This is a genomic window from Paraburkholderia sp. J76 (assembly GCF_905220295.1).
Lineage (GTDB): Bacteria > Pseudomonadota > Gammaproteobacteria > Burkholderiales > Burkholderiaceae > Paraburkholderia.
On the sequence record NZ_CAJMZJ010000002.1, the window covers coordinates 391,332 to 416,532 of the forward strand.

At 62.6% G+C, this 25,201-nt stretch carries 25 protein-coding genes and 1 pseudogene; 16 read left to right on the forward strand and 10 right to left on the reverse strand.

Annotated features, from left to right (window positions below; all coding sequences use genetic code 11):
* The first annotated feature begins 15 nt into the window (after positions 1 to 15).
* The gene (locus U5768_RS05285) at positions 16 to 474 is read left to right on the forward strand and encodes a PRC-barrel domain-containing protein (protein ID WP_322029323.1); all 459 of its coding nucleotides are present in this window, start codon (positions 16 to 18) and stop codon (positions 472 to 474) included.
* Positions 475 to 539: 65 nt separating this feature from the next.
* Here the strand turns inward: U5768_RS05285 and U5768_RS05290 are convergent, their stop codons facing one another.
* Positions 540 to 1,667, reverse strand: a complete 1,128-nt coding sequence (locus tag U5768_RS05290; protein ID WP_322029324.1) for an aromatic ring-hydroxylating dioxygenase subunit alpha — start codon at positions 1,665 to 1,667, stop codon at positions 540 to 542.
* 436 nt (positions 1,668 to 2,103) lie between these two features.
* On the opposite strand from U5768_RS05290, the gene U5768_RS05295 reads away from it, so the two are divergent.
* Entirely contained in the window at positions 2,104 to 2,373 is a 270-nt protein-coding gene (locus tag U5768_RS05295; protein WP_322029325.1) for a hypothetical protein, read from the forward strand.
* 17 nt (positions 2,374 to 2,390) lie between these two features.
* Here U5768_RS05295 and U5768_RS05300 read toward each other — a convergent pair whose 3' ends face one another.
* The gene (locus tag U5768_RS05300; protein WP_322029326.1) at positions 2,391 to 2,669 is read right to left on the reverse strand and encodes a hypothetical protein; all 279 of its coding nucleotides are present in this window, start codon (positions 2,667 to 2,669) and stop codon (positions 2,391 to 2,393) included.
* Positions 2,670 to 2,789: 120 nt separating this feature from the next.
* Between U5768_RS05300 and U5768_RS05305 the strand changes: the two genes are divergently transcribed.
* Complete coding sequence (locus U5768_RS05305) at positions 2,790 to 3,662, forward strand: LysR family transcriptional regulator (RefSeq protein ID WP_322029327.1); 873 nt, start codon at positions 2,790 to 2,792, stop codon at positions 3,660 to 3,662.
* A 41-nt stretch (positions 3,663 to 3,703) separates the two neighbouring features.
* Here the strand turns inward: U5768_RS05305 and U5768_RS05310 are convergent, their stop codons facing one another.
* From U5768_RS05310 to U5768_RS05330, 5 genes and pseudogenes are all read right to left on the reverse strand, one after another.
* The gene (locus U5768_RS05310) at positions 3,704 to 5,260 is read right to left on the reverse strand and encodes a TolC family outer membrane protein (protein WP_322029328.1); all 1,557 of its coding nucleotides are present in this window, start codon (positions 5,258 to 5,260) and stop codon (positions 3,704 to 3,706) included.
* Positions 5,257 to 7,371 carry a peptidase domain-containing ABC transporter gene (locus U5768_RS05315; protein ID WP_322029329.1) on the reverse strand — a complete coding sequence of 705 codons (2,115 nt, stop codon included), beginning with the start codon at positions 7,369 to 7,371 and terminating at the stop codon, positions 5,257 to 5,259. The genes U5768_RS05310 and U5768_RS05315 overlap by 4 nt, the downstream gene beginning before the upstream one ends.
* 1 nt (position 7,372) lies before the next feature.
* The gene (locus U5768_RS05320; protein ID WP_322029330.1) at positions 7,373 to 8,650 is read right to left on the reverse strand and encodes an HlyD family efflux transporter periplasmic adaptor subunit; all 1,278 of its coding nucleotides are present in this window, start codon (positions 8,648 to 8,650) and stop codon (positions 7,373 to 7,375) included.
* 203 nt (positions 8,651 to 8,853) lie between these two features.
* The gene (locus U5768_RS05325) at positions 8,854 to 9,804 is read right to left on the reverse strand and encodes a hypothetical protein (protein ID WP_322029331.1); all 951 of its coding nucleotides are present in this window, start codon (positions 9,802 to 9,804) and stop codon (positions 8,854 to 8,856) included.
* 586 nt (positions 9,805 to 10,390) lie between these two features.
* A pseudogene (locus U5768_RS05330) lies at positions 10,391 to 10,539 on the reverse strand (IS3 family transposase); the annotation flags it as partial.
* Positions 10,540 to 10,996: 457 nt separating this feature from the next.
* Here U5768_RS05330 and U5768_RS05335 point away from each other — a divergent pair.
* The 4 genes from U5768_RS05335 to rpsU all read left to right on the forward strand — a co-directional run bounded on the left by U5768_RS05335 (position 10,997) and on the right by rpsU (position 12,697).
* Positions 10,997 to 11,200, forward strand: a complete 204-nt coding sequence (locus U5768_RS05335) for a cold-shock protein (protein ID WP_133186543.1) — start codon at positions 10,997 to 10,999, stop codon at positions 11,198 to 11,200.
* 279 nt (positions 11,201 to 11,479) lie between these two features.
* Positions 11,480 to 11,704, forward strand: coding sequence for a hypothetical protein (locus tag U5768_RS05340; RefSeq protein ID WP_322029332.1), 225 nt, complete (start codon positions 11,480 to 11,482; stop codon positions 11,702 to 11,704).
* A gap of 405 nt (positions 11,705 to 12,109) precedes the next feature.
* Positions 12,110 to 12,376 carry a translation initiation factor IF-1 gene (gene infA, locus U5768_RS05345; RefSeq protein WP_322029333.1) on the forward strand — a complete coding sequence of 89 codons (267 nt, stop codon included), beginning with the start codon at positions 12,110 to 12,112 and terminating at the stop codon, positions 12,374 to 12,376.
* Between the two features lie 108 nt (positions 12,377 to 12,484).
* Positions 12,485 to 12,697 (forward strand): 30S ribosomal protein S21, encoded by a 213-nt coding sequence (gene rpsU / locus U5768_RS05350; RefSeq protein ID WP_322029334.1) that lies wholly within the window; start codon positions 12,485 to 12,487, stop codon positions 12,695 to 12,697.
* 11 nt (positions 12,698 to 12,708) lie between these two features.
* Here rpsU and U5768_RS05355 read toward each other — a convergent pair whose 3' ends face one another.
* Positions 12,709 to 13,071 (reverse strand): BON domain-containing protein, encoded by a 363-nt coding sequence (locus U5768_RS05355; RefSeq protein WP_322029335.1) that lies wholly within the window; start codon positions 13,069 to 13,071, stop codon positions 12,709 to 12,711.
* A gap of 424 nt (positions 13,072 to 13,495) precedes the next feature.
* On the opposite strand from U5768_RS05355, the gene U5768_RS05360 reads away from it, so the two are divergent.
* The 6 genes from U5768_RS05360 to U5768_RS05385 all read left to right on the forward strand — a co-directional run bounded on the left by U5768_RS05360 (position 13,496) and on the right by U5768_RS05385 (position 19,565).
* Entirely contained in the window at positions 13,496 to 14,467 is a 972-nt protein-coding gene (locus U5768_RS05360) for a ferritin-like domain-containing protein (protein WP_322029336.1), read from the forward strand.
* 130 nt (positions 14,468 to 14,597) lie between these two features.
* Positions 14,598 to 15,908, forward strand: coding sequence for an Nramp family divalent metal transporter (locus tag U5768_RS05365; RefSeq protein ID WP_322029337.1), 1,311 nt, complete (start codon positions 14,598 to 14,600; stop codon positions 15,906 to 15,908).
* Positions 15,909 to 16,018: 110 nt separating this feature from the next.
* Positions 16,019 to 16,642, forward strand: coding sequence for a sigma-70 family RNA polymerase sigma factor (locus U5768_RS05370; RefSeq protein ID WP_322029338.1), 624 nt, complete (start codon positions 16,019 to 16,021; stop codon positions 16,640 to 16,642).
* Complete coding sequence (locus U5768_RS05375) at positions 16,639 to 17,388, forward strand: anti-sigma factor domain-containing protein (protein WP_322029339.1); 750 nt, start codon at positions 16,639 to 16,641, stop codon at positions 17,386 to 17,388. Before U5768_RS05370 ends, U5768_RS05375 begins: the two co-directional genes overlap by 4 nt.
* A 234-nt stretch (positions 17,389 to 17,622) precedes the next feature.
* Positions 17,623 to 18,087, forward strand: a complete 465-nt coding sequence (locus tag U5768_RS05380) for an SRPBCC family protein (RefSeq protein WP_322029340.1) — start codon at positions 17,623 to 17,625, stop codon at positions 18,085 to 18,087.
* Positions 18,088 to 18,428: 341 nt separating this feature from the next.
* The gene (locus U5768_RS05385; RefSeq protein WP_322029341.1) at positions 18,429 to 19,565 is read left to right on the forward strand and encodes a peptidyl-alpha-hydroxyglycine alpha-amidating lyase family protein; all 1,137 of its coding nucleotides are present in this window, start codon (positions 18,429 to 18,431) and stop codon (positions 19,563 to 19,565) included.
* A gap of 21 nt (positions 19,566 to 19,586) precedes the next feature.
* Here the strand turns inward: U5768_RS05385 and U5768_RS05390 are convergent, their stop codons facing one another.
* Positions 19,587 to 20,405 (reverse strand): DeoR/GlpR family DNA-binding transcription regulator, encoded by an 819-nt coding sequence (locus U5768_RS05390; protein WP_322029342.1) that lies wholly within the window; start codon positions 20,403 to 20,405, stop codon positions 19,587 to 19,589.
* A gap of 31 nt (positions 20,406 to 20,436) precedes the next feature.
* Between U5768_RS05390 and U5768_RS05395 the strand changes: the two genes are divergently transcribed.
* Complete coding sequence (locus U5768_RS05395) at positions 20,437 to 21,042, forward strand: NUDIX domain-containing protein (RefSeq protein ID WP_322029343.1); 606 nt, start codon at positions 20,437 to 20,439, stop codon at positions 21,040 to 21,042.
* A 32-nt stretch (positions 21,043 to 21,074) separates the two neighbouring features.
* Here the strand turns inward: U5768_RS05395 and U5768_RS05400 are convergent, their stop codons facing one another.
* On the reverse strand, positions 21,075 to 21,890 hold the full coding sequence (locus U5768_RS05400; RefSeq protein WP_322029344.1) for a helix-turn-helix transcriptional regulator: 816 nt from the start codon (positions 21,888 to 21,890) through the stop codon (positions 21,075 to 21,077).
* Between the two features lie 255 nt (positions 21,891 to 22,145).
* Here U5768_RS05400 and U5768_RS05405 point away from each other — a divergent pair, with 255 nt between their 5' ends.
* Positions 22,146 to 24,347, forward strand: a complete 2,202-nt coding sequence (locus U5768_RS05405) for a TonB-dependent siderophore receptor (RefSeq protein WP_322029345.1) — start codon at positions 22,146 to 22,148, stop codon at positions 24,345 to 24,347.
* 17 nt (positions 24,348 to 24,364) lie between these two features.
* Positions 24,365 to 25,201, forward strand: a complete 837-nt coding sequence (locus U5768_RS05410) for an ABC transporter ATP-binding protein (RefSeq protein WP_322029346.1) — start codon at positions 24,365 to 24,367, stop codon at positions 25,199 to 25,201.

The window sequence follows — 25,201 nt, forward strand, 5'->3', positions numbered from 1 at the left end:
ATATGGGAGACCAGCATGCCCACCTTCACACCTCCGCCCATGCCGACCGGCAATGGCGTGCGCATCGTAGGCAAGGGCCGCATGACGGCCGCCGGACCGGGCCCCGACGTGATGGCCGCCAGCACGCTCGACAGCGACCGCGTACTGAGTTCGGACGGCCAGGAAGTCGGCAAGATCAAGGAAATCATGCTCGACGTGCAGAGCGGCCGCGTGGCTTACGTGGTGATGTCGACCGGCGGTTTCCTCGGCATTGGCGACAAGCTGCTCGCCATTCCCTGGGGCGCGCTCATGCTCGATACGAGCCGCAAGTGCTTCCTGCTCAATGTGTCGTCGGAGCGCGTGAAGGAAGCGCCGGGCTTCGACCGCGATAGCTGGCCTTCCATGGCCGACGCAACCTGGGGCAGCACCCTGCACGCGTATTACGGCGCCGAGCCTTACTGGGCCGCGGTCGAACCGGTAACGCCGCGCCACTAAACGGATTTCCCGCGCCTGGCGGCTCCGCACAACGAACGACGAGGACGAGCGCGCGTTCGGAGCCTTCAGCGCGGCGTGGTCCCGATCTTCGCGGCGATGGACGGCGATTCTTCGCAAGCGCCCATAGCCTCCAGCGCCCACGTGTCCACCGTGCGCCGCAGCGGGCAGGCAATCACCGTGGCCACGCGGTTGTCCTGCGCGGCCTCCGGCACGCGCCAGCCGGCATCCGCCAGCGCCCGTACGCGTTGCCTGAACGCGATCTGCAAGGCATCCGATTTCACCGACACTTCGTTCTGCCAACTCTCCGGTACGCGAACCGGCCGAATGCGCCGAAGCACGGCGTGGTCTTCCTCGAAAATGCGCAGATTGCGCGCGCGAAAACGCCCGTCCAGCAGCGGATTGCGCAGAAAGCTGCGGCCCATCATCCAGAATGTTTGCGTGCGTCCCGCGTCCACCGGCACATGCGCCGATGCGATATGAATGCGCCAGCCGTTGGCCAGCTTCAGTTCGAGCGTCGCGCACGGGCCGCTCAGATGAAAGCCCGTTTGCGTGATCACATCGACATGTTCGCCCGTGGGCACGCGGCGCAGCCAACCCTTGCGCACGGGCCGCCGCATCACGAGTTGCGCGCGGCCGCTCCAGGCGTCGGCGTCCACGTTGACGGCGTCGATTTCGGGGCGATCGGGCGCGCCGAACGAACTACCATGCACGAACGGCGCATGCGCGAAATCGAGTCCGTTTTCGATCACGCGTTCCCAGTTCGCCTCCCATGCATAGGTGCCGTACACGACGCGCACGCCCGGATCGTCGGCCCAGCCGAGATCGGGCAGCGGCGGCCGCTCCGCTTCAGGCAGGTCGCCCACGAACGCCCAGATCCAGCCGTGACGCTCCACCACGGGGTAAGCGTCCACGCGCGCACGCGCCGGAATGCGCGCCTGCGGCTGCGCGGGAATGTGGGTGCACACGCCGTCGCCGCCGTAACGCCAGCCATGGTATGGACACTGCACTTCCCCGTTCGCGCGGCGTCCGGCCGCGAGCGACGCGCCGCGATGCACGCAGATATCGGAGAGCAATTGCGCGTGGCCCTGTGCGTCGCGAAACGCGACGAAGCGGTGGCCGAGCAGTGTGACCGGCAGCAACTGGTCACGCAGGTCCGCGGTGGCGGCTACGACGTACCACAGGTTTTTCAGCATGGCGAATGAGACGATCGAATGGGAGGGGTTAATTGGACCAGATTTTGGTCCCTCACAGGCGCTGATTACTTCGTCGCCGGCATCGAGCCAGTCTCGCACCCATGCCGCGAACTGGACGCCATATCGCGCCCTGCTCGGCCCATTGTCCGCCGAGCCCCGGTCATAGACTGGTCCCGCAGTCGAACGAAGCACTGCGAACAACCTTTGGGAGCGGCGATGCGGATCACGAACTGGATTCTGGTGCTGGAATGCGCGTATATGGAGTTTTCCAGTTGGCGCGGCAAGAACGTGTATCGCCGTACGGTGGCGTACGACAACGTGGTTTGGTGCTAGACCGAAGCCTCAAACCATCGACGCGAAGGCAATCCTCCCTTACAGTCGAAGACTCCGGAGGCGCCTGCCTCCCGTCATCGTTGCCGGAATCGAGGATTCGAACATGCTGTTCCCCGCCGTTGCCACCGTCGCTTTGCTGATCGTGGTGTATGTCCACGCGAACATTCCACGCTTCACGGAGCGAGGGCCGAAGCGCATCGTCGCCCACGCCACGCTGTTGCTGGCCGGCCTGTGCTTCGGCGTGGTCGGCGGCATGATGGCCGGTACGATCGCGCCACCGTGGGCCGTGATCGCGTGCGGGCTGGGCGTCGTGCATCTGCCGGCGCTCTGCGTGCTCGTGCTCAAGCGCTTGAGGCATTCGGAGCGCAGTTGAAGCGCCCGCCCCATGGGCTAGTGCGAACACCCTCGCACTGCCTGCGTAACGGCGTTCCCGGCGGCCGGATACTGGAAGAACGCTTCCTGCAACGTTTGTTCGTCTGCCACGTTCCGCTCGAAGCATTGACGGTCTACGTTGCGCGGCGCCGTTACGACGGCTAGCCCGGCGATGAAAAGCAGCGTCAACAGCAGTCCGGTGAATACCAGCGCGCCGACCCATAGCTGCGTTTCGGCATCGCTATCGGGTACCTGGGTTTCCTCAGTACCTTGAATCCCGTTTCTGACATCAACCATTTTCCCTCCCCTGATGGCTCCCTTGGTGTAACCACGCACCCAATGTACGAGGCGGAGTAAGATTCGAAAAGTTGCATTTGGCGACCATAACCTTCAGCTTTTCTGAATCTGGGTGAGCAGATGAGAGAAATCAGTCTGGACCGCTTGCGGACTCTCGTGACAATTGCGGACCACCGTTCATTCGCAGAGGCCGCGCGCATCCTGCACCTCGCTGCGCCGACAATCAGCCTTCACATCCGGGAACTGGAGGAGCGTATTGGCGCGCCGCTGCTGTCACGCACGCGAGGCCGCATTTGTCCGACATCGATTGGCGAAACCCTGCTGGCGCGCGCCCGCCGCCTTCTGGCTGACGCGGACCAGGCAATCGAGGAAGTCCATCGGCAGGTTCAGGGAACGGAGGGCCGCGTGCGGTTGGGTGCGTCGACGAGCGCTTTCGCGCATCTGCTGCCGCAGGCACTCGAAGTGTTGGGACGGCAGCATCCTGGGATCGACATCCAGATTACGGTGCTCAAGTCGCAGGACGCGATTGCGCGCCTCGCAGAAGGCGCGTTGGACATCGGACTGGTTGCATTGCCGCTTACCGTGGCGGCCGGCCTTGTGGTTAAACCGTGGCGGCGAGATCCTGTTATGGCGTTTCTTCCGGCCGGGTGGGAATGCCCGGCCTACGTGACGCCGAAATGGCTGGCTGGCCGGCCGCTCATTCTCAACGATGCAACGACGCAGCTTTCGCGTCTGACCGAGAAGTGGTTTGCCGGTCGTGGACAACGGCCGGCCGCGCGAATCGAGCTTAACTATAACGATGCGATCCGGAGTCTGGTTGCGGCCGGCTATGGTGCAGCGCTTCTTCCCTACGAGGGAGACGGACATCAAGACGCGCGCATGATCACGCGCCCGCTTCGCCCGGCGTTATGGCGCCAGCTTGGTATCGCGCATGCCAGGCAGGTGGATCGCTCGACACGGGTTGCGCTTGATGTTTTAACGCGGGCCGCGTAACTGTTGTCTCGCGTACGGCCCGATACAGGAGTGCGTAGTGCTCAGCGGGAAAGCGGGATGTAGTCGTCGTGCAACGCGGGCGCCACGGGCGCCATTTCTGCGGCCGCCAATGCATGCGGCGACAAGGCTGGATCCTGCACGGGCGCACCGCCGCCTGGCGACTGCGTTCTCCTTGCTGCCAGCGGCATTGCAGGCTCGCTTTGCGCCCGGCGCGACAGATTTGCGTCGCTGCTCGCCGGCGTCGCAACGCTCATTGGCTTTGGCTTCGCTCGCACCGCCGTCTCACCCGCGTCAAAGAGCTGGGTATTGATACGTGCAATTTCGTCCACATCCAGCGTTGCAGTCTGGGATAGAAGCTTGAGCAAAGCGAGGACAACATCGTAGCGCGCCCGGATCAAATCTCGGCGGTTGGCGTAGAGCGTATCGGTCGCCTGCAACACATCGTGGCTCGAACGGCTTCCCACGCGAAAGCCGGTCCGTGTCGCGTCTAGCGCCGCCTGCGTCCGTTGCACGACCTGCTCCAGCGCAGTCACCCGCGCCGCCCCCGAAGTCACGCGCAGCCACGCGTCGCGCGCTCCCTCGCCTGAATCGCGCCCGGCCACCGCGAGTTCGTCGCGAGCCTTGTCTTCCAGAGCCTTCGCCTCTTCGATTTTGGCGGAGACCTCGCCGCCGGACAGCAGGGGAATGGTCACGGAAAGCATGCCCGTCGTCGTCGTGGTCGGCCTTGAATAGCCTCCCGCAGCCCCCGCCGGTGTATGCGTGATCTGAACATCGACACTCGGGTAACGCTCCGCACGTGCCTTTTCCGTATCGAACTTCGCAATTTGCAGCGCGACTTCTCCCATCTGTACGGCGTAGCCGTGCGTGCGCGCCTGCGTGACCCACGGTTCGGCCTCGGCAGGCTGCAGCGTCGGCGCGCGGCCCGGCAGCAACGAAGCGAGCGACGCGGTCGGTCGGTTGGCCAGGCGCTCGAGCGCCACATGTGCGAGACGCGCTGCGCTCTGCGCATCGAGCAACTGCAACCGCGCCTGCGCCCGGCTCGCCTCTACGTCCTGGACATCGATAAGCGTGGCCTCGCCTGCCGCCTTTGCGCGAGCGATGAGCGCGGCGTGCTCGTCGAGCGCATGCAGATAGTCCGTCGCACGCACGACTTCATCTTGAGCCGCCAGCGTATCGAAATAGGCCTGCGATACCGCGAGTATGGTGTCCTGTTCGAAACTCGCGGCCTGCAGGCGCGCGCGCACGACCTGGTATTCGGCCTGACGATACGTAGTCCAGCTCGCCCAGTTGTATATCGGCTGGGTCAAGCCGACCGTCCAGCCGTTCTGCCAGTAATGCTGGGCTGGAATACCATCCATCGAGATACTGTTGTACGCGCGGCCCCAGCCGCCCGTGACATGCGGCAGTAGCGCGGCCCGCGCCTTGGGGACCGCCTGCATGACGGCACGCGACGCGTCGTGAGACGCCGCGAGTGCGGGGTCGTTCTCAAGCGCGTCTTCTACCACGGAGAGCAGGTCCTCCGCATGTGCGCTGTTCGCCAGCAACAGCCAGAAAAGCGCGAACGCGCGCGCCGTGTACCGGGACGCCGGGCCGCTCATTCTTCGACCTCCATCGCTGCTTGCCTCGGCTGATCCTCGACATTCACGAACGCACCGTTCGTCAGCCGATAGTGTTTCTCGAACCCATCCACCATGGCGACATCGTGCGTGATGACCACGACCGTACGATCAACGCCGAGGAGGAGCGCCGAAATTCGGCGCACGGCAACCGGGTCGAGATTCGAGGTCGGTTCGTCGAGCAGCAACAGTTCACGCTGCTGATAGAGCGCGCGGGCGAGCAATAGCCGCTGCCGCTGCCCGGCGGAAATATTGGCGAGCGTATCGCTGATGATCGTGCGTGTGCGCATGGGCAATCGCATCACGTCTTCGAGAAGACCGACGTCCTCGAGCAGGCGCAGAATACGTGCTTCATCGGGATTGCCTTCGAAAAGGGAGATATTTTCGGCAATCGAGCCATGAAATATGATGTCGCCCTGGCGCATATGCACCGTATGGCGTCGGACCTCATCGACGCTCAAATTGCGCAAGGCGATGCCATTCAGGGTGATTTCGCCTTGCTGGGCTGCCTCCACTGCGCCCAGCAACTTGAAAAGCGTCGATTTTCCGGCACCCGACGGGCCGGTGATGACGATCTTGTCACCGCGCGCGATGTCGAGGCTCGCATTCTCAAGCACTGGCTGATCGGAAACACCATATGCGAATGTCACGCCGGACACTTCAATACGCTCGAACCGGCTTACCTCGACGGACTTTCTGACATCGGCAAACGCTGTGTATCGTTCTGGTTCGCACTCCACGATATCGTCTACCCGATCGACAGGAACACTTAACATGAAGTACGAAAAGCCCGCGTTGATGACAGTCGCAATACGCGCGGAGAAAAGCGATTTGTAGATCATGAACGAGTAAAACGCGCCCACGGACAACGTACCGACCAGCATTAATTTTGCCGCGAACCACATAACGGCGAGCGTTTCCGCGTGCGAGAGCAATTTAAGCGCGGCGTCGCGCGCCGCCTTGAGCCGGCTGGTGTGAAAGAGGGCCGACGCATAGGTGCGAAACAGTTCCATGAAACGCGCCACGCGGCGCGTTTCGCCTTGCGAAAGCTTGATGAGCGACGCACCACGCACGGTTTCGAAAAGCACATCGTCGCAACGCGCACTTTCCTGAAGCACGCGGGCGTGCATGTCGCGCATCGACGCAAACATGACTCCGGAAACGACTATATAGGCCGCAAATATCAGGACCACGATGACCGACAACTTCGCGTTTTGTGCGAACATCAACAGGAGCGCGAGCAATCCGACTATCAGGTCGATGCAAAACGATACCGCTGTGCGCGACGCAAAGGTGTTGATCTCCTCCTGCGCCTTGAAGCGCGTGAAGACGTCACCGACGTTGCGCTTCTCGAAGTATGCGACCGGGACACTGAGCAGGTGTGCGAACAGTCCTTCCGTGACGTTCACGCTCACGTGAGCGTACAGCAAATCAACGAGCACGCCTTGCGCGTACTCGCTAAACGCGCCGACAACGAACATCGTTCCGAAAGTGAGTACGAGCACATTGAGAAGATTGAGATTGTCCTCTGCAACGACGTGATCGAGCAACAGCGAGCCGAAATACGGCTGCGCGAGTATGGCGAGCTGGGCCCCCAGCGCAACGAAAAGGATCTTCGCAAACTGCCCGCGCAACTGCGGATTGAGCAAGCGCAGGCGCGCGAGCGCGCCAGGCACACGCGAGCGCCGTTTGATGCGCGCCAGCGAAGGGGATGCCGCACATTCGATGAGATAGCCGGATACGCACGACACGAACATGTCCATCGCAATGCGCCGGCGCCCCACCGCCGGATCGATCAGGTGAACGTAGTGTCGTGTCGCACGCTCGAAGACGACGAAATGCGCGCCGCCGAAGTGGATGATCGAGCCGCGTTTGATCTGCCCGACATGTGACGCTTCGAAGCGGAACGCCTGAACCTCGGCGCCGAAGTCCGTCGCCGTGTCGTACAGATCCATCAGCGAAAGGCCGTTTGCCGAAATCGGCCTGAATGCCGACAACTCGCGCACTTCCGTCGCACGACCGAGATGCGTGAGTACCATCGCAAGACACGCGTAACCGCACTCGGAAACTTCGTTCTGGTAGATCACTCGCATCTCAACCTCGCACGATCCTGAATAGCGGCTCCAGGACCCATTCCGCAAGCGTGCGCCGCTCCACCACAACGCTCGCTGTTGCCTGCATGCCTGGCAGGATGTCGAAATGCTGGGATCCGTAATCGAACGTATGCCCGCGCAGCGTTACCCATGCGACGTATTCGTCGCCCTGATTCGAAAGGGCTGCCGCTGCGTCCGGGCTTCCAGCCGGGCCGCCGGACGGCGCGGATTCGGCGACTGTGGTTCGTGAAATCGAGTCGATGTGTGCCTCGTAAGAGCCGAAACGCGCGTAAGGAAATGCGTCGAATTTGAGGCGGACTGTCTGTCCCTCGTGCACGAAACCACGACGCCGGGAAGGAATGCGTAGTTCGGCGCGCAAGGGCTGTGCTGTGTCGGTGACAATCACCATGGCAATATCGGTCGATTGCAGCGCGCCGCCTGAAACCAGCCGCGAAAAAGCGACCATGCCCGCCTTCGGCGCGGAAATCGTCACGTCGCGACGGGTTTGTTCGAAGCGTGCATCGGCTTCCCGCAAGTCGCGCGCGTGGCGCGCTTCGAGTTGCTGAAGCTCCGCGTCCAGTGATGTCCTGGTATTTTGCAGCTCTGTCACCGCCGCAAGCGCCTGCTGGCGCCGCGAAGCCGTTTCGGCCCGCGCGATGAGGGCCTGATGCACTTCCGTGCGTGCCTGTTCGATACGGTCGGCGGTCACAAAGTCGGACACGGACTCAAGACGCTTAAGCTTCTTTTGCGCTTCGCCCACCAGCGATCCGTTCTGTCCACCCTGAACATCCAGTTCAGCCAACTCAGCGCGCCGGCTGGCTTCATTGGTTCGCGCCGTGGAAAGTTGGCCCGTAAGATCGACGTGATGTTGTGTGTACACGGCATCAGCGGCTCTGCGCTCCTCGTCGCGCAGTTGTGCATCAAAAGCAGCGTGGCGCATGCCGTCGCTCGTAAGCGACGAATCCTGTTCGACACGGAAGAGCGGCTGACCAACGCTCACACGTTCGGGCGGTTGAACATAGATCCCGGCCACGATACCGTTTGCGCCCCGCACCTTGATTTCCGCCGACGACACGATCTCGCAGCGCACGTCCTGCTTCAATTCGATTTCGTGTGTAAATGCAAAGACCACACCCACTATCGCGCCAATCGAAGCGACATAGGCGATCCAGCGCCAGCGGATGTCCTGAAATTCTGGAAGATAGATGGGTTCCAACTTTCTATAGATCTCTAGCAGGCTGTTGAAAGGGCTGCGCTCGATGAACAGGGCCTGGCTCACGACGTCTGCGCATGCGATTCGCTGCCGGGTTGCGGTTTATCTCCATGCTTTTTTTGCAAGGCCACGCGCTACGCAGCCCCGATAGCAAGGCGACACTCCGCGGATGACCGCTTGCCTGCCAGAGCATGCTGCGCCGACAAACTGCATGTTTTCCAGCGGTGTGCACTACGGGTCTTGTCGCGCCCGTGCTTTCCAGCCATCGCCTACCGGGCGGCCGCAAAATGATAGGCAGAAGGATGGCCAGCGTAGAGCCAATGTGGATAGTTTTCCCTGAGCGCGGCTTCGATATCGTTGGCAAGCCGCTGAGGCGCGTCGAAGTCGCGAAGCGCGATGGGCTCGAACAGCCGTATGTTGAATCGGCCATTCTCGAAGCGCAGATAAAATGTCAGCAGCAGCGCATTGACCGTCGCGCCCAGCCTGAACACCCCGTTATGCACACGGGCGCTTCGGCCAAACATCGTCACGTCTACCGTTTCCATCGGGAACTTCATGAGCGTGAACGGCGGTACGTCCGAGAAAATAACCACTACGCCGTCACGACGGAGCGCGCGCACAACTTGCAGCCCCAATCCCCCGCGGCTTTCACTACCGCTTTCGTCGTAGGTATGGAGGACGCGGATCGACGGAATCATTGCAGCATCTTCGCCGTAGATATCTCGCGGAACACCGGAAACGACAGACATCGATGGAAGTGCCAGCTCGCGACGGACTTCGTCCACGACATAGATGTTCGCGTATTGGGATACGTAGTGAAATGGTGAAAGCACCACAGCACGATCCCGCGCGCTGGCCTTGATTTCCCGGATCTTTCCGGCCAACTGCAACGCGACATCCCTCAAATCGGAGCCGAAACGGTACTGGAGCGCACGACCGGCATATATCCGCTCGTCGAGCAACGATTCACGCACATTGGCGCTCATCGTCAACAGGGCATTCCCGCGCGAAAGTCCGACGTCAATGCGGCCCGCCTCGTAGCGTGCGACGCCGGAGGCGCGAACGCGGCCATCATGTACAGCACGGATCAACCAGGCCAACTTCGCGCTATGTTCAATGGCGGAAAAAGGCAAACATCCAATGAAGCGGCGGCGCAGCGTGAATTTCCAGAACATGAATGTGGCGCGAAGCCGCTTGATAAACGACAGTAAGCCAGCCATAGCCAAACTCAAGACTCAACGATTTCGTAACGGATGAGAACCCTGAGGAGAGAAGAAGGGGAATCCCCCTTGGAGGAATTCCCCTCGTTATCACCTGTAACTACTCAGGCGACTCAGCAAACTGGCTTGACCGGTTGCGGAACCGGTGCCGAGTTCGATTTGCACGAGCACTTGCAGCAGCCGCCCGCAACATTCACATTCGCAAGATTGCTGCGATCAATCTTTTCCATCATTTTTCTCCTATTCTGGTTAATTGCCGCCCGATTGTGACGACAGAAAAAAATGTTATCAGTCCCCAGTTAGTCTCGATAAAGAATACTCGTCATTTTTTTTATTTTTTACAGATCATCCTTAAAAATGAACATTCCATCGCAAGCGTTCGGATTAGGCTGTAGGAAGGCCTTCAAAATGTTTACCGCAGGAGTGTGATTCTTACCATTGCAGGCAGACGAAGAATTAATTGCGGCGCATGGCAAGCATTCTCGCAGCGGCCGCGCGGTGATCGAGTTATCGATGTCAGCGACCATTACAATGACGAACGCGGACACCAATGAACCGCACCGGGAAATCGTGGAGGCGGGTTGGTTTAAGTTAAGGCAATCACGTCAGCGGTATTTCTGAGTTGGCTGTAATGGTTTGCCTCGGCTTCAGCGGGCGGGATAGCCGGTAGGTTCCGATCAGCCGACGAGGGTTGTACCAGGGCATCCATCGCAGCGTTGCTAGTTCGACGGGTTCCGTCGCGCTCAAGCGCGATCTGGTTGGCGGCCCCGAGGCCTCGTTCTCCGCTTGTATCGCCGTTGTGAGAAGCAACGTGGTCCACCCCGGGCAATCGGTGACCGGCGGCTCAGCCGTGAGGCCCTCCGTCCTCATGCCGCGCCGGTACCCGGCTCGCCCTGTATTCACACGGACGAGTTCCACATCGCCCGCTCACCCACTGAAATCGCATCGCACCCCGGAACGGAGCCCAAAGCGCCTGCCGCCACGGCTTCCTCAGGGTCCGCCCCTGAAACAGTTACAAGTTAGATATTGACTCCGGAGCGCCTGACGGGTAATGTGGTGTTCGAAATTCAAGAAGTTCGATTGCTGTTCATCAATTGCTCGCTTCCCAGCGGTATTCGTTGTCCCTCTCCCTCCTTGAAGTTTCGAGCGCTCCTAAGAGCAACAATCTTCATTTTTTTCTCAAGGATTCTTCATGGAAACCGGTACCGTCAAGTGGTTCAACGACAGCAAAGGCTTTGGCTTCATTACCCCGGACAAGGGCGGCGACGACCTGTTCGCTCACTTCTCCGAGATTCGCGCCGACGGCTTCAAGACGCTGGCTGAAAATCAGAAGGTGAGCTTCGAAACGAAGCAAGGCCCGAAGGGTCTGCAAGCGGCTAACATCAAGCCGCTGTAAAGTTTGAAGGACCCGGCATCCTGCAAGGGATGCCGGGTTGCAGCGACACCCTCGCGGAGTTTTATCTCCCATAGTTGGCGCGACCGCTCTTTAGCTGCCCCCGTTTATCGGCAGCTTGCCAGGCGCCATACGCCTCGTTGCACCTCATTCTCCCCTCTGGCTCCAACGCCGCTTTTTCGCTTTCCGACTGCTTCAGATTCGGCTTGCAATGGCTTTGAATCGGCGCCCCCGTGCACTTTTTGCGCGGCACGTGCGCATGCAAACATCATTAAAATTAAAATGCAAAACAAACAAGTTCAACAATACAACGGCTATGCCGTCCAGCCCTCGGCGCATCGTTTGCCCGACGGTAGCTTTTCATCCAACCTGCTGCTCGAACGCATCGATAGCTCGCGACCGGAAGGCCGCTACTGGTTCTATTCGCTCGATTACTTCAAGAGTGAAGCGCAGGCCTTGCAGCACTCGAGCCAGTGGGCACGCAACTGGGTCGACACGCGCGGCTGACAACCCCTCTTCCTTCTGGCCCTGCCGATAGTGGCGGTAAAGATGCCTGCCTTCGGTTACAATACAGGGATAGTTCGTTTCGCACGCACCGAAAAGGCGCGTGCTGATTCGCCGCGAATCTTCCTTTGATGGATAGTCCAGCGAACGCAGCATAAAACTGCTTGCTGGATTGCACGCCCCGACTCGCATCGAACCCGTAGTGCGAGCCGTCACGTCCGACCAATCCCCATCGCGTACCCGATTCTGCCCCCGGACAGGGCAGTGTCCGTAACTTCCGCGACGCAAGAGCCGCGCTGCAAATTCAGGCTTCCCGCCACCGCGCTAGCCCGTGCCGGGCAGCGCTCGCGACTCCTTTCTCAACGCGGCATCCGTGCCCATGTCCCGCCCCTCGATCAGGAACCTTGAATGGCCAAAGAAGAACTGCTGGAACTCGACGGTATCGTTGACGAAGTGCTGCCCGACAGCCGCTACCGCGTCACGCTCGACAATGGTGTGGTGATTGGGGCGTACGCGTCCGGTCGGATTCGCAAGAATCACATTCGCATCCTTGCCGGGGATCGGGTCACGCTGGAACTGTCGGTGTACGACCTGACGAAAGGACGAATCAATTTCCGCCATAAGGATGAACGCAGCGGCGGCGCAACGCAAAGACCCGCATTTCGCCGTCGTTGATGGTGCGGCACGCGGCCGTCGGCTGCGCCTCTTACCTGCGCCATGACGCTGCGTTCACATCCACATCCCCATTCGCCGCTGCTGCCGGATCTCAATCAGGAGAAAAAAGTGACTACCGTATTTCTGAAACCCGACGAGCCCGTAGACGTTGCATTACGTCGTTTCCGCCGCGCAATCGAGCGCAACGGCCTGATTCCGGAGCTTCGCGCACGGACAGCCTATGAAAAACCCACCACGGAACGCAAGCGCAAGAAGGCTGCTGCAGTAGCACGCCTGCGCAAGCAGATCAGACGGTCGATGCCGCCGAAAAAGCGGTACTGAGCGGGACTCCATCAGCCGTTGCCGCCGTGAAAAAGCGTCAGCCTGTTCGATACCGAATTCACGCCCTGCACCGAGCGCGCGACTTCTTCCGCCTGCCGGATCTGGTCGCCGTTGCGCACCGTGCCGCTCAGTGTCACCGCGCCGTCGCGTGAGCGCACGAAAACCCCGGAGACATCGAGTCCCTGCGCCCGCGACAGTGCCCGCCGCACCGCTCGCGAAAGCGCACGGTCCGACTTCGCCGCACCGGCCGGCGCCTGCATTGCGTCCGCCGACATCGCTATGTCTGCCGGCGTAGTCGCCGGCTGGGCGTGAGACACGCCCGCGAAAATCAATAGAAAAGACGCACACACGGCACGTCGCGCGTTCAATTTCATGACCGGCTCCTGTCAATACCGTGCGGATGCAACTCCGTGGCACGGAGAAAATGATCGGAGGAAATCCTCCCGAAGAAAGTCCTGACCGCGCGCATTTGATTTGAACGGCGCGCGCAGTGCTATACGGTTAGCGATCCGAACTGGATGCGCGGCCCACAAAAAATATTGCATGGCTTACCGCAGGCGTGCACTACCGTGACGCCCGAAATAAGTTGCGCGCCTTTGCATCCAGATGCCACGCGCATGCGTACCAGCATCTGAAGACATCATCCCGGACGTTCGTCTCACCACAAACGACGCGCGCCATCGATCCCCCGTCTTCTTCCGACTCCGCGATCCACCCGGGTTTCGCGAGGGCACGGTATCGCCCTCGTTCGCCCGGACGCGCGCGGCCAACGTATGACACATCGACTGGAGAATCACCATGTCTGATTCGAGCGCAATCCTGGATGTCTTCGATCGCCGCGTGCAGCGCCGCAACAGCCGTCGGCAATTCTTTCGCAATGCGGGCGGGCTGGGTCTCGGCATGACCGCGGGCACCTTGATCAGTGCGTGCGGGGGCGGCTCGGGGAATAGCGCGAACGCCAGCGGTGCCGCGGCTCCAACCGACGCGGAGATACTCAACTTCGCGCTCAACCTGGAATATCTGGAAGCGCAGTTCTACACCTATGCGACCACCGGCGCGGGACTGCCCGCTTCGATGACCACGGGCGCCGGTACGGCGGGCGCGGTGGTCCCGGGTCAGCAGGTGCCCTTCCAGGACCCCGTCGTCAAGGCCTACGCCAACGAGATCGCAAACGACGAGCGCGAACACGTGACATTCCTGCGCACGGCGCTGGGTTCGGCCGCCGTCGCGCAGCCAGCGATCGACATCGGCGGGACCAATCCGAATGGCGCGTTCTCGAACGCGGCCCGCGCGGCCGGTCTGGTCGGCGCCGGCGCGCCGTTCAATCCCTATGCGAACGACGACAACTTTCTGCTGGGCGCCTTCATCTTCGAGGACGTGGGCGTCACGGCGTACAAGGGCGCGTCGCCGCTTATCAGCAACAAGACCTTTCTCGAAGCGGCAGCCGGCATTCTCGCGGCGGAGGCCTACCACGCCGGTCTCGTGCGCACGACGCTCTATGCTCGCGGCGTGGACATGACGAGCCTTGTTACGGCGGCGAACGCGATCTCCGCCGCGCGCGACAGTCTCGACAACAACGGCCACGACGACCAGGGCATTACCGGCGCGAGCGCGGGCACGTCGAACATCGTGCCGCTCGATGGAAACGGCATCGCTTTCAGCCGCAACTACGCGAACGTCCTGAACATCGTCTATCTCACCAGCACTGCGGCAACGAAGGGCGGCTTCTTTCCCAACGGGGTGAACGGCAGCCTCAACATGAGTGCGTGAACGGCCTTCGGGTGCATTCGCAGTGACCGGACGGCACGCCGGCAACGGTGGGATCAATGGTCCAGCGAGGCTATACCTGTTGCCACCCCATGCACCGACTATCGTTGCGCACGCGCGCAAGGGAGTTTCGATGAACAGGCCGGCCCCCGTAACATTCGTTTCTCCCTCGCTCTCGGAACAGGCGCGCGAAACGATGCGCGCGGCGCTCGCCGGGACACGGCGCGGCCCGCGCGCGATGCTCGCGTTCGCCGGCCCCGCCGTCGTGGCATCCATCGCCTATATGGACCCGGGAAACTTCGCGACCAATATTCAGGCTGGCGCGGGTTATGGCTATTCGCTGCTGTGGGTCGTTGTCGTGGCGAACGTCGCGGCCATGCTGTTCCAGTCGCTCTCGGCGAAGCTCGGCATCGTGACAGGCCGCAACCTCGCCGAACTGTGCCGCGTGTCGTTGCCCCGTCGATGTGTATTCGCGATGTGGGCCGTCAGCGAAGCCGCGGCGATGGCGACCGATCTGGCCGAGTTCACCGGCGGTGCGCTCGGCGTTTCGCTGCTGTTCCATATCGGCCTCGCGCCCGCCATGGTCGTCACGGGCGTCGTCACATGGGGCCTGCTGCAACTCGAAACGCGCGGTTTCCGGCCGCTCGAATGCTTCATCGCGGCGCTGGTCGGCATCATGGGTTTCGCCTGGTTTGCCGAACTCGTGGTGACGCCGGTTTCATGGCGCGCCGTCGCACTCCACAGCGTCACGCCGGCGCTTCCCGACGCGAACGCGCTCACGCTCGCCGTAGGTATCGTCGGCGCGACCGTGATGCCCCACGCGCTTTTTCTGCACTCAGGCCTGATGCCCGGTCGTGTGGCGGCCAGCACGCAGCGCGAGCGCCGCAAACTGCTGGCATTCTCGAACCTCGAAGTGATCGCCGCGCTCGGGCTCGCGGGAGCCGTCAACATCGCCATGGTCGTCATGGCATCGGGCGCCTTCCACCGGGGTCATGCGACCATCGCCTCGATCGACAGTGCGTGGCAAGCGCTCACCCCCTTGCTCGGCAGCGCCGCAGCCGGTCTTTTTCTCACGGCGCTGCTGGCCTCGGGCGTGTCGAGTTCCGTGGTCGGCACCATGGCCGGACAAATGATCATGCAGGGTTTCCTGGGCTGGCGCATTCCGGTCGCCGTGCGGCGGCTCGTCACCATGGCGCCTGCGTTCGGCTTTGCGATGATGGGTGTCGACACGATGCGCACGCTCGTGATGAGCCAGGTCGTATTGAGTCTCGCGCTGCCGCTTCCCATGATCGCGCTGGTCTGGTTCACATCGCGCGGCGCTGTGATGGGGCCGTTTCGCAACCGGCCGCCCACTATCCTGCTTGCGGTGCTGTGCACTGCGGTCGTGCTTGCACTGAACATCGTCCTGCTGCTTCAGGCGGCGAACGTGACGCTCTTCCGATGAAACTCATCCAGCTCGCGCCAGGCACACGACGTGCGGCACTCCGGCTTCGCCATGCGATACCTGATCGCGCGAGCCCAGTCCGTACCAGCGACGCCCACTTCCATCCGCGCATGAACAACACTTCTCGTAACGCAGACAACCAGGACGCCTCGCCGCCCGGCTCAAGCGGCGCGAAGGACGGGGGCCTTGAAGACGCCCGCCGGGCGCAATTGGACCAGTTGCTCGAAGCGACGGCGCGCGGGGACCAGACCGCATTCGCAGAGTTATATCGTCTCGCATCGAGCCGCGTATTTGGAGTCATCGTACGGATGGTTCGCGATCGCGGCGAAGCCGAGGACCTGCTTCAGGACGTTTTCACGACGGCCTGGCGGCGCGCCGGTCTATTCGATCCCGCCCGCGGCAGCGCGATGACCTGGCTCGTGACGCTCGCGCGCAATCGTACGATCGATCGCCTGCGACAGCACCGCGACGAGGCGCTCGACGACGAAACGGAGCAGACGCTTCGCGACAACGATCCCACGCCGGCGGCGCTCGCGGAAGCGAGCGAGGAGCGCGTTCGCCTCGAGCGCTGCATGGAGCAGCTCGGCGCGCAGCAGCGCGGCGTGGTCCGCGAGGCGTTCTTCACGGGCGCCACCTACAGTGAACTGGCCGCGCATCTGAGCGTGCCGCTGGGCACACTGAAAAGCTGGGTCCGGCGCAGTCTCCTGCAACTCCGGGCCTGCCTGGAACAATGAACATGCCAAATGAAGAGGATTCCGAACTGCGCTGCGCGGAATACGCGTTGGGCGTTCTCGACGCGCAGGAGCGCAGCGGGTTCGAACGTGCCGCCCAGGCCGACCCTGCGATCGCCGCCACGCTCGCGCGCTGGCAGCAGCGGCTTGGGCCGCTCGCGGAGGACTTGAGCCCGATGGATGCGCCGGCGAGAGTCTGGACGCGTATCGAGCTGGAATTAGGCTTCGGGTCCGTGCAGCGCGCGCCGGTCAAGGCGGCTTCCGCAAAGGGCTGGTGGAACAGCCTGAGTTTCTGGCGCGGGGTGGGCATCGGCGCAAGCGTAGCGGCGATTGCACTCGTCGCTGTCGATGTTTTGCTGCAACGCGAGGCGGCACGTCAGGAGAGCGTCGCTGTCGCACCGGCCAATCCCTACCTGGTCGCAACGCTTGCGCCTCCCGACGGCGTTGCGCACTGGACGGCGACAGTGGACGTGCGGCGCCGCGAGATGATCGTCGTGCCCGCTACCAGGACTGCGGTCCCCGCCGGCCGCGCGACTGAACTCTGGCTCATCCCGCCCGGGGCGAAGCCGGTCGCGTTGGGCGTATTCCGTTCCGATGCACCCGTTCGTGTGACGCTGCCCGCGAGCATCGTCGGCGCGCTCGACTCGCGCGCCGCGCTGGCCGTGTCGATCGAGCCACCGGGTGGCTCGCCAACAGGGCAGCCAACCGGACCCGTTGTCGCGAGCGGCCTGATGCGCGGAGCGACGTGACCCCGCGATCACAGGCGAGCCGGGCGTGACGCCATCCTCCGGCAACGCTATCCGTAGAGCCCGGCTTTCGCGTCGATTTGAGAAGTTTCGGTCAAAGCCGGACTGCACCTGAAAATCGAAACCAAAACCGGTTTTTCGCTTTGTGTTTTGCTCTGTGAAAATCACCGGCTCAGCCTGAAAATTCCCGACATCGGAGCCCAACCGCTTTCTCGATTGCCAAACGGGAGTTCACTCATGCCGCGCCGATTGCACGCCAGCCACCGGATCGCCGTCGACGCTCCAGTCGAACAAGCCTTCCTTTTCTTTACACCGGCCGGCGAGGAACTATGGGTCGACGGCTGGAAGCCGACCTACGTGCACCCTCTCGATGGCCGTACCGAGGCGGGGATGGTGTTCCTCACGGGCCAAGGTGACGAGTTGACCATCTGGACCTTGACCGACTTCGACCGCCAGGCGCATCGGTCTCGATATGTGCGTTGCACGCCGGCCTCTCGCACGAGCATCGTAGACGTGCATTGCGCCGCGCTCGACGAGACACGCACCGAGGTATGCGTGAGCTACACGCTCACCGCACTGAACGCCGTGGGCGAACGCCTGCTCGAAGATTTTGAAGGCGAGCGTTTCGCGGCAATGATCGACGATTGGGCGCGCAAGATCGCGCAGCGTCGCGAGTTGCTGCTGGCGGCCTCGATCCGCTGACTTCAGCGCCCCTCAGTTCGACGCGCTGCGCAGCATAATTGCCCATCATTCCGGGCGATATGGCGTCGCGATTGTCGCTGCTCGCGAGAGGCGTGAGCGCGAGGGTTGTGGCAGCATTCAACGACGATAGCGTGTCTTGGCTCGATGCGTTCTTGTTCGTTTTGTGGCCCACTGCTTTACTACACTATCGTCAAGCATTACGAAATCTTTGGGGTGACCTTTCACTTCACCCTATGGGCACATTGGCGGCGGCCCGGTCGATGCGCCACGACGATTGCAATGCACACCACCCGGCACCGTCTTCGATGCCTCGATGCTTCGATGAAAAGGAGGAAGGTTCTATGAGCCCGCTTCATTCCATTGGCTGCCCGTGCTGTGGCGGCCTCTTGCAGGGCGCATTCACGCGTCGCCAGTTTCTCGCGGCTACCGCCGCCCTCGCCGCCGCGCCGGTGTTCGGCCAGACGCAAACGGTTCCGTCCATCGCTTACGATTCCGTTCCCAATCCCGTTGTGCTGCCCGTGGATATGTATTTCGGAGAATGCTCCGGCGTCGCAGTAAATTCACACGGCCATATTTTCGTGCTATCGCGTGGCAATAGCACGGGGCCGGCTTATGGCGCCGCCGCCGCGCAATTGCTGGAGTTTTCCGCCGATGGCCGGTTCGTCAGGGAAATCGGCCACAACCTGTATGCATGGTCGTTCGCGCACACCGTGAAGATCGATCGGCAGGACAACATCTGGGTGACGGACAAGGGTTCGGACATGGTCATCAAGTTCACACCGGATGGCCGCGTGGCAATGGTGTTCGGCCGCAAGCAGGAAGCAGCGGACGAGCAGACCGGACCGCTCAAGCACCCCAACCCACCCTTGCCGGCCGAGCCCGGACGCTTTCGCCAGGTCACCGACGTCGCCTGGGACGCCGCCGGCAATACGTACATCAGCGACGGCTATATCAACTCGCGCGTGGCGAAGGTCGACCGGGACGGAAACTGGCTCAAGTCATGGGGCGATCGCGGCACAGCGCCTGGACAGTTTCATACGCCGCACAGCATTGCGGTCGACGCGCAGGATCGCATTTATGTCGCAGACCGAAGCAATCGACGTATCCAGGTGTTCGACACCGATGGCAAGTTTCTCAAGCAATTCACGATCGACGTTCCCGTGCCCGCTGGCGCGCGGCCCGCAATCGGCCACGTGCCGGACGAAGCGACGATCGCCGAGGGCACGTTCGCGCCGGGCTCTCCCTGGGCAATCTGCATCTCGCCCGGTCCGGATCAGGTGCTGTACAGTGCCGATGCTTACCCTGGACGCATCTACAAGCTGAGCCTCGCGGGCGAGTTGCTCGGCGTGCTGGGCGAATCGGGCAAACAGTTGAAACAGTTCGGCTGGATCCACGAAATGGCGTGCCCCGCGAAAAACGTGCTGTTCGTCGCCGAACTGCTGAACTGGCGCGTGCAGAAGCTGGTGCTGCACGCCTAGCGTAACGGCGCGCCCATCGACTCAGGCGCGCACCACCGTCACACCGGCCGCCTCGATCGGACGGGTGAGCTTCGCCTCCGTCGAACGCTCGACGACGATAGTCTGCGCCATGCCGATCGGACCGATGCAGTATGGCGAAGCGGCGTTGAGCTTGGCTGCCGAAGCCAGTACGACCGTTTCCGCGGCGCGTGCCGCCAGTGCGCGTTTTACATAGGACTCCTCGAAGTCCCCCGTGCTAAGTCCCGCTATCGCATGAACGCCCGTCACGCCCATGAAATACAGGTCCGCGTGGATATGCGCGATCGCCTCCACGGCCGCCGCGCCCACCGTGACCACCGAATGCTTGTACAGCTTCCCGCCGATCAGCACGACTTCAATGGCGGGATGCTCCGCGAGCGCTACCGCGACACCGGGACTATGCGTGACGATGGTCGCCCGCAGGTCGCGCGGCAGGCACTCGACTAAAAGCGCCGAGGTCGTCCCGCCATCGACAATCGCAACCTGGCCCGGCGCGATCATCGCCGCGGCCCTTTGGGCAATGCGCCGCTTTGCCGCCACCTCCATGCCGCGCCGCTCGGCGATGGGCGCCACCGCGGGCGAAGCCGGCAGCGCGCCGCCGTGCACGCGCTGCAAGAGGCCTTCGGCCGCCAGCTCGCGCAGGTCGCGCCGCACCGTGTCCTCTGAAACGCCGAACTTCGCGCTCAGTTCGCCCGCGAGCACCTGACCTTCGCGCTTGAGGGCTTCGAGTATTGCTTTCTTTCGTTGATCGGTAAGCATGGGAGTGGCCCGAATCAGGTTGCACGAATTTTCTTGATTTTGCACGAAACTGCACGATACCATGAACGGCGAATCCTGACCTCGGGGGAACGAGATGACTGAAACGAAAGACCGCGTGCGATTGATCGACACCACTGTGCTGTCCGACGACTGGTATGTGCTGCGCAAGGTGACTTTCGACTTCCTGCGCAGCAACGGCACGTGGCAACGCCAGAGCCGCGAAACCTACGATCGCGGCAACGGCGCGACTATCCTTCTGCACAATCCTGCCACCGGCAACATCGTGCTCACGCGCCAGTTCCGCATGCCCGCCTTCGTCAATGGGCACGACGGCATGATGATCGAGGCGGCCGCCGGTCTGCTCGACCATGCCTCGCCCGAGGAGCGAATCCGCGCGGAGGCCGAAGAGGAGACGGGCTACCGTGTGCGCAATCTGCGCAAGGTGTTCGAGGCGTTCATGAGTCCCGGATCGGTGACCGAAAAGCTCTACTTCTATCTGGGCGAATACGACTCCTCCACGCGCATCGGTAAAGGCGGCGGCATCGCGGCGGAAGGTGAGGATCTCGAAGTGATTGAAATGCCGTTGCGCGAGGCACTGGCGGCCATCGAACGCGCAGAGATCGTCGATGGCAAGACCATCATGCTGGTGCAGCATCTCGCGCTGCATCAGCTTTCGCAGGGCCCATGGAATTGCCGTTAGCGGTTGCTCGCCCAGGCGTTGGCCCGCCGACCTCAGTCGGCCTGACCAACGCGTTGCCGGAACTGCTGAGGCGTGCTTCCAAACGCGCGCCGGAACATCGCGGAGAACGTGCGCACATCCGCGTAACCCAGGTCCTGTGCGATTCGCGCCAGGGGATGCCCGACTGCGAGCTTCGACATCGCCTCGGCAAGGCGTAACTGCTCGCGCCACTGACCAAACGTCATACCCGTTTCCTGGCGAAAGAGCCGTGCGACCGTGCGGGCGCTCGCACCGACTTCGTCCGCCCAGTCATCGAGCGTGTCGTTGCTCGCCGGTTGCGCGATCAGGCGCTCGCAGATCTGGCGCAGACGCGTATTGCCCGGCAGCGGCAGCCGCCTGTCAGGCGCGCGTGCGCAGGCAAGCGCCAGAAGCCGCAGGATCAGCGGCACCAGCAGCGCTTCGCGTGTATCCGTCGCCGCGCAGCCCGTCTTCACATCTTCATCCAGCGCCGGATCGAACATGCCGAGAATCGACGCGCGCAGCAGCGCGTCAACCGTCAGCATCTGGCATTCGGCGCCGCTTGCGGGCAGCGCACCGGGTTCGATATAGAGCGTGCGCATCGAGACCTTGCCGACCATGTGCAGTTCGTGCTCGACCTGCGAGCCGATCAGCAGCGCATGACCGGGCGTCAGCATCCAGAGGCCAAGCGGCGTGACCGCGCGCACGATGCCGGTCGTGGCGTAGACGAGTTGCGAGCGGTGATGAACATGCGCGATTTCGTGGGTGCCGTCGTCGTAATCGATGGACTGGGCGATCACCTCGCGCTCCACAGGGAGCACCCCGAAGGTCTGGAGTTTGGGCGCACTCATGACTGGATCAAATGCCTTGCGTTTAATTTCGCTTTGAAGTTGCCATTATTGGCCGGTTTAATGCCAAAGTTGTCCGGACTGCGCCGCAACACCGCAGTTATAGTAGCGCCTGAGCGGCCCAGCCGTCTTCTGTTTAATGTCCCCTTCGCCTGCAAATGCACCAAGGACCACCAAGAGTCCTTCGCATCGCATTTCAATAGTTAACGAGAATCATTTCGACTTGTATTATTATTTGCACTCGATGGAGATATCCACATGAAGACCGGGGTAGGCAGCACGACTGCCATTGCGTTGCTGCTTTATCTGCTCGGGGGCGGGGGCGCCGCGCTGGCGCAGACAGCCAACGAGAGCGCGCAAGGCGCGAACGACGCGGCAACGGATACGGGCGCGCAGCTTCCTGCCGTCCAGGTGAACAGCCGGCGCGAACGGACCACGACAGGCAGCGCTGACGGTTATGTGCCGATTACTGCCGTTACTGCCACTAAAACGGACACGTCGCTCATCGAAACGCCTCAGTCGGTTTCCGTCGTCACACGCGACCAGATGACCGACCAGAACGTCCAGAGCGTGACCGAGGCGCTGCGCTACACGGCGAGCGTGACGTCCGAAATCCGGGGTGCGTCGGCGGCCGGTGCGCCCTATCTCTTGAGCCGCGGCTTCTACCTCGAGCAGTTCCTCGACGGTGCGCGCCTGCCGAGCGATACCAGTTTCGGCTATGCGATCCCTGCCTTCGACCCTTACGGGCTCGAGCGCATCGACGTGCTGCACGGACCGGCCTCGGTGCTCTACGGGCAGGCGAACCCGGGCGGCGTCGCGAACCTGGTGAGCAAGCAGCCGACCACTACGCCCGTCCACGAGGTGTTCTTCACCACGGGCAGCCACAATCGCGTGGAGGGCGGTTTCGATCTTGGCGGCGCGATTACCGAAGATGGTTCGCTCTCCTACCGACTAACCGGAACCGCGAACCGCAACGAGACCCAGGTCGACGGCGCGAGGCAGAGCCACGTCTACATCGCCCCCGCCATCACATGGAAACCGGACGCGAACACGACGCTCACCGTGCTCGCGAAATACCAGCGCGACCCGGACGTCGGCTACTACAACTTCGTGCCGGCACTGGGAAGCGTGTTCGAGACGCCCAACGGCAGGATCTCGACGCACACGAATCTCGGCGACCCGAATTTCGATTCGCACTCCAGAACGCAGGCTTCGATCGGCTACCAGTTCGAGCACCGCTTCAGCGACGTGTGGACCTTCCGCCAGAACCTGCGCTACACCTATGTGCGCGACAACTTCTCGAACGTGTTCGCGAACGGCTTTTCGGACGAATCGGATACGACGCTCAACCGCTACGCGTTCTTCAACGACGAAAGCGCGAAGTTCTTCACCGTCGACAACCAGGCCCAGGCGAAATTCTCGACAGGCCCGGTCAGCCACACGGCGCTCTTTGGTTTCGACTTTCAGCGCGTGCTCTACCGCGAGCGCGTGGGCCTCGGCGCCGCGCCGCAGCTCAATCCGTTCGCGCCGGTCTACCAGAGCGTGGCGATGCCGAATGCCTTCTCCGACGACAACATCCGCATGAGTCAGATCGGCGTGTATGCGCAGGACCAGCTTGCGTGGAACAAGTGGCGCTTCCTGATCGGCGTACGCCAGGACTGGGCCTCGTCCGATGACAACAATCCGCTCACGGCCTCGTACACGTCGCAGTCCGAGCGCGCGTTCACGTGGCGCACCGGCCTCGTCTACCTGTTCGACAACGGCATCGCCCCCTACGCCAGCTTCGCGAAGTCGTTCGACCCGCAGGCGGGCGTGCTCGCGGATGGGTCGGCCGCGAAGCCGACCACGGCTGAGCAGTACGAACTGGGCGTGAAATACCAGCCTCCCGGCTACAACAGCTTCGTTACGGCAGCGGTGTTCGACCTGCGCGAGCGCAACGTGCTCACCGCCGATCTCGATAATCCCGGCTTCAGCAGCCAGGCAGGCCAGGTGCGCGCACGCGGATTCGAACTTCAGGGCCAGGCGAGTCTTTCCGACAATCTGAACGTCACCGCTTCGTACACCTATCTAAGCAGCGTCACGACGGATTCGAACGACTCGGCCACGACCTTCGAGGGCGGCACGACCCCGCTTCAGGGCAAGACGACCTGGGGGATTCCGCGCAACGTCGCGGCCGCATGGATCGACTACACGCTGCATGGCGGGTCGCTGCGCGGCCTCGGCTTCGGCGGGGGCATCCGCTATCTCGGTTCGAGCTACGACGAGTCGAACACGATCCGCGTGCCCTCGGTCACGCTCGTCGACGCCGCCATCCGCTACGACACCGGCCGTCACTGGCTGCTCTCGCTCAACGGGACCAACCTCTTCAACCGGAAGTACGTGGCGTCGTGTTTCAGCGCGAACACCTGCACCTACGGCGACGGCGTCGAGGTGCTCGCGACCGCGCGCTATCGCTGGTAATGCCGGGGATGAGATCGATGCAGGCAACACCCGCGCCCGACGTCGCCGCCGCGCAGCCGCCGCGAGAACATGCACGCGGCGGCTCGCTGTACGAGATCGAAGGCATGTCGTTCGAAGCGGACGGCCGGGTGCTGCTCGCGCCGCTCACGCTTTCGCTTGCGGCTGGCCGCATGATCGCGCTGATTGGCCACAACGGCTCGGGCAAGAGCACGCTCCTCAAGCTGCTCGCGCGTCAGCAGGCGCCCTCGCGCGGCGCGCTGCGCTTCGCGGGCCGCGAACTGGACGCGTGGTCCGGCCGCGAATTCGCGCGCCGCGTTGCTTACCTGCCGCAACATCCGCCGATGGCAACGGGCATGACCGTACGCGAACTCGTCGCGCTGGGCCGGTATCCCTGGCACGGCGCGCTAGGCCGCCTTCGCGCGCAGGACCAGGCCATGATCGACGAAGCGTTGCGCGTAACGGATACGACGCGTTTCGCCGCGCAACTCGCCGACCACCTCTCGGGCGGCGAACGTCAGCGAGTCTGGCTTGCCATGCTCGTCGCTCAAGGCGCTTCGTGCCTGCTGCTCGACGAGCCGACCTCGGCCCTCGACATCGCGCACCAGATCGAAGTTCTGCGCCTCTTGCGCAGCCTTGCCGACACGCACGGGTTGAGCGTCGTGATCGTCCTGCACGACATCAACCTCGCCGCGCGCTTTTGCGACGAACTCGTCGCGCTGCACGGCGGACGGCTGCTCAAGTGCGGCACGCCCGCCGAGCTGATGCACAGCGAGGTGCTCGAAGCGATCTACGGCGTTCCCATGGATATCGTGGCGAACCCGCGTGGCGGCAGCGCGATCGCGGTGGCGAGATGA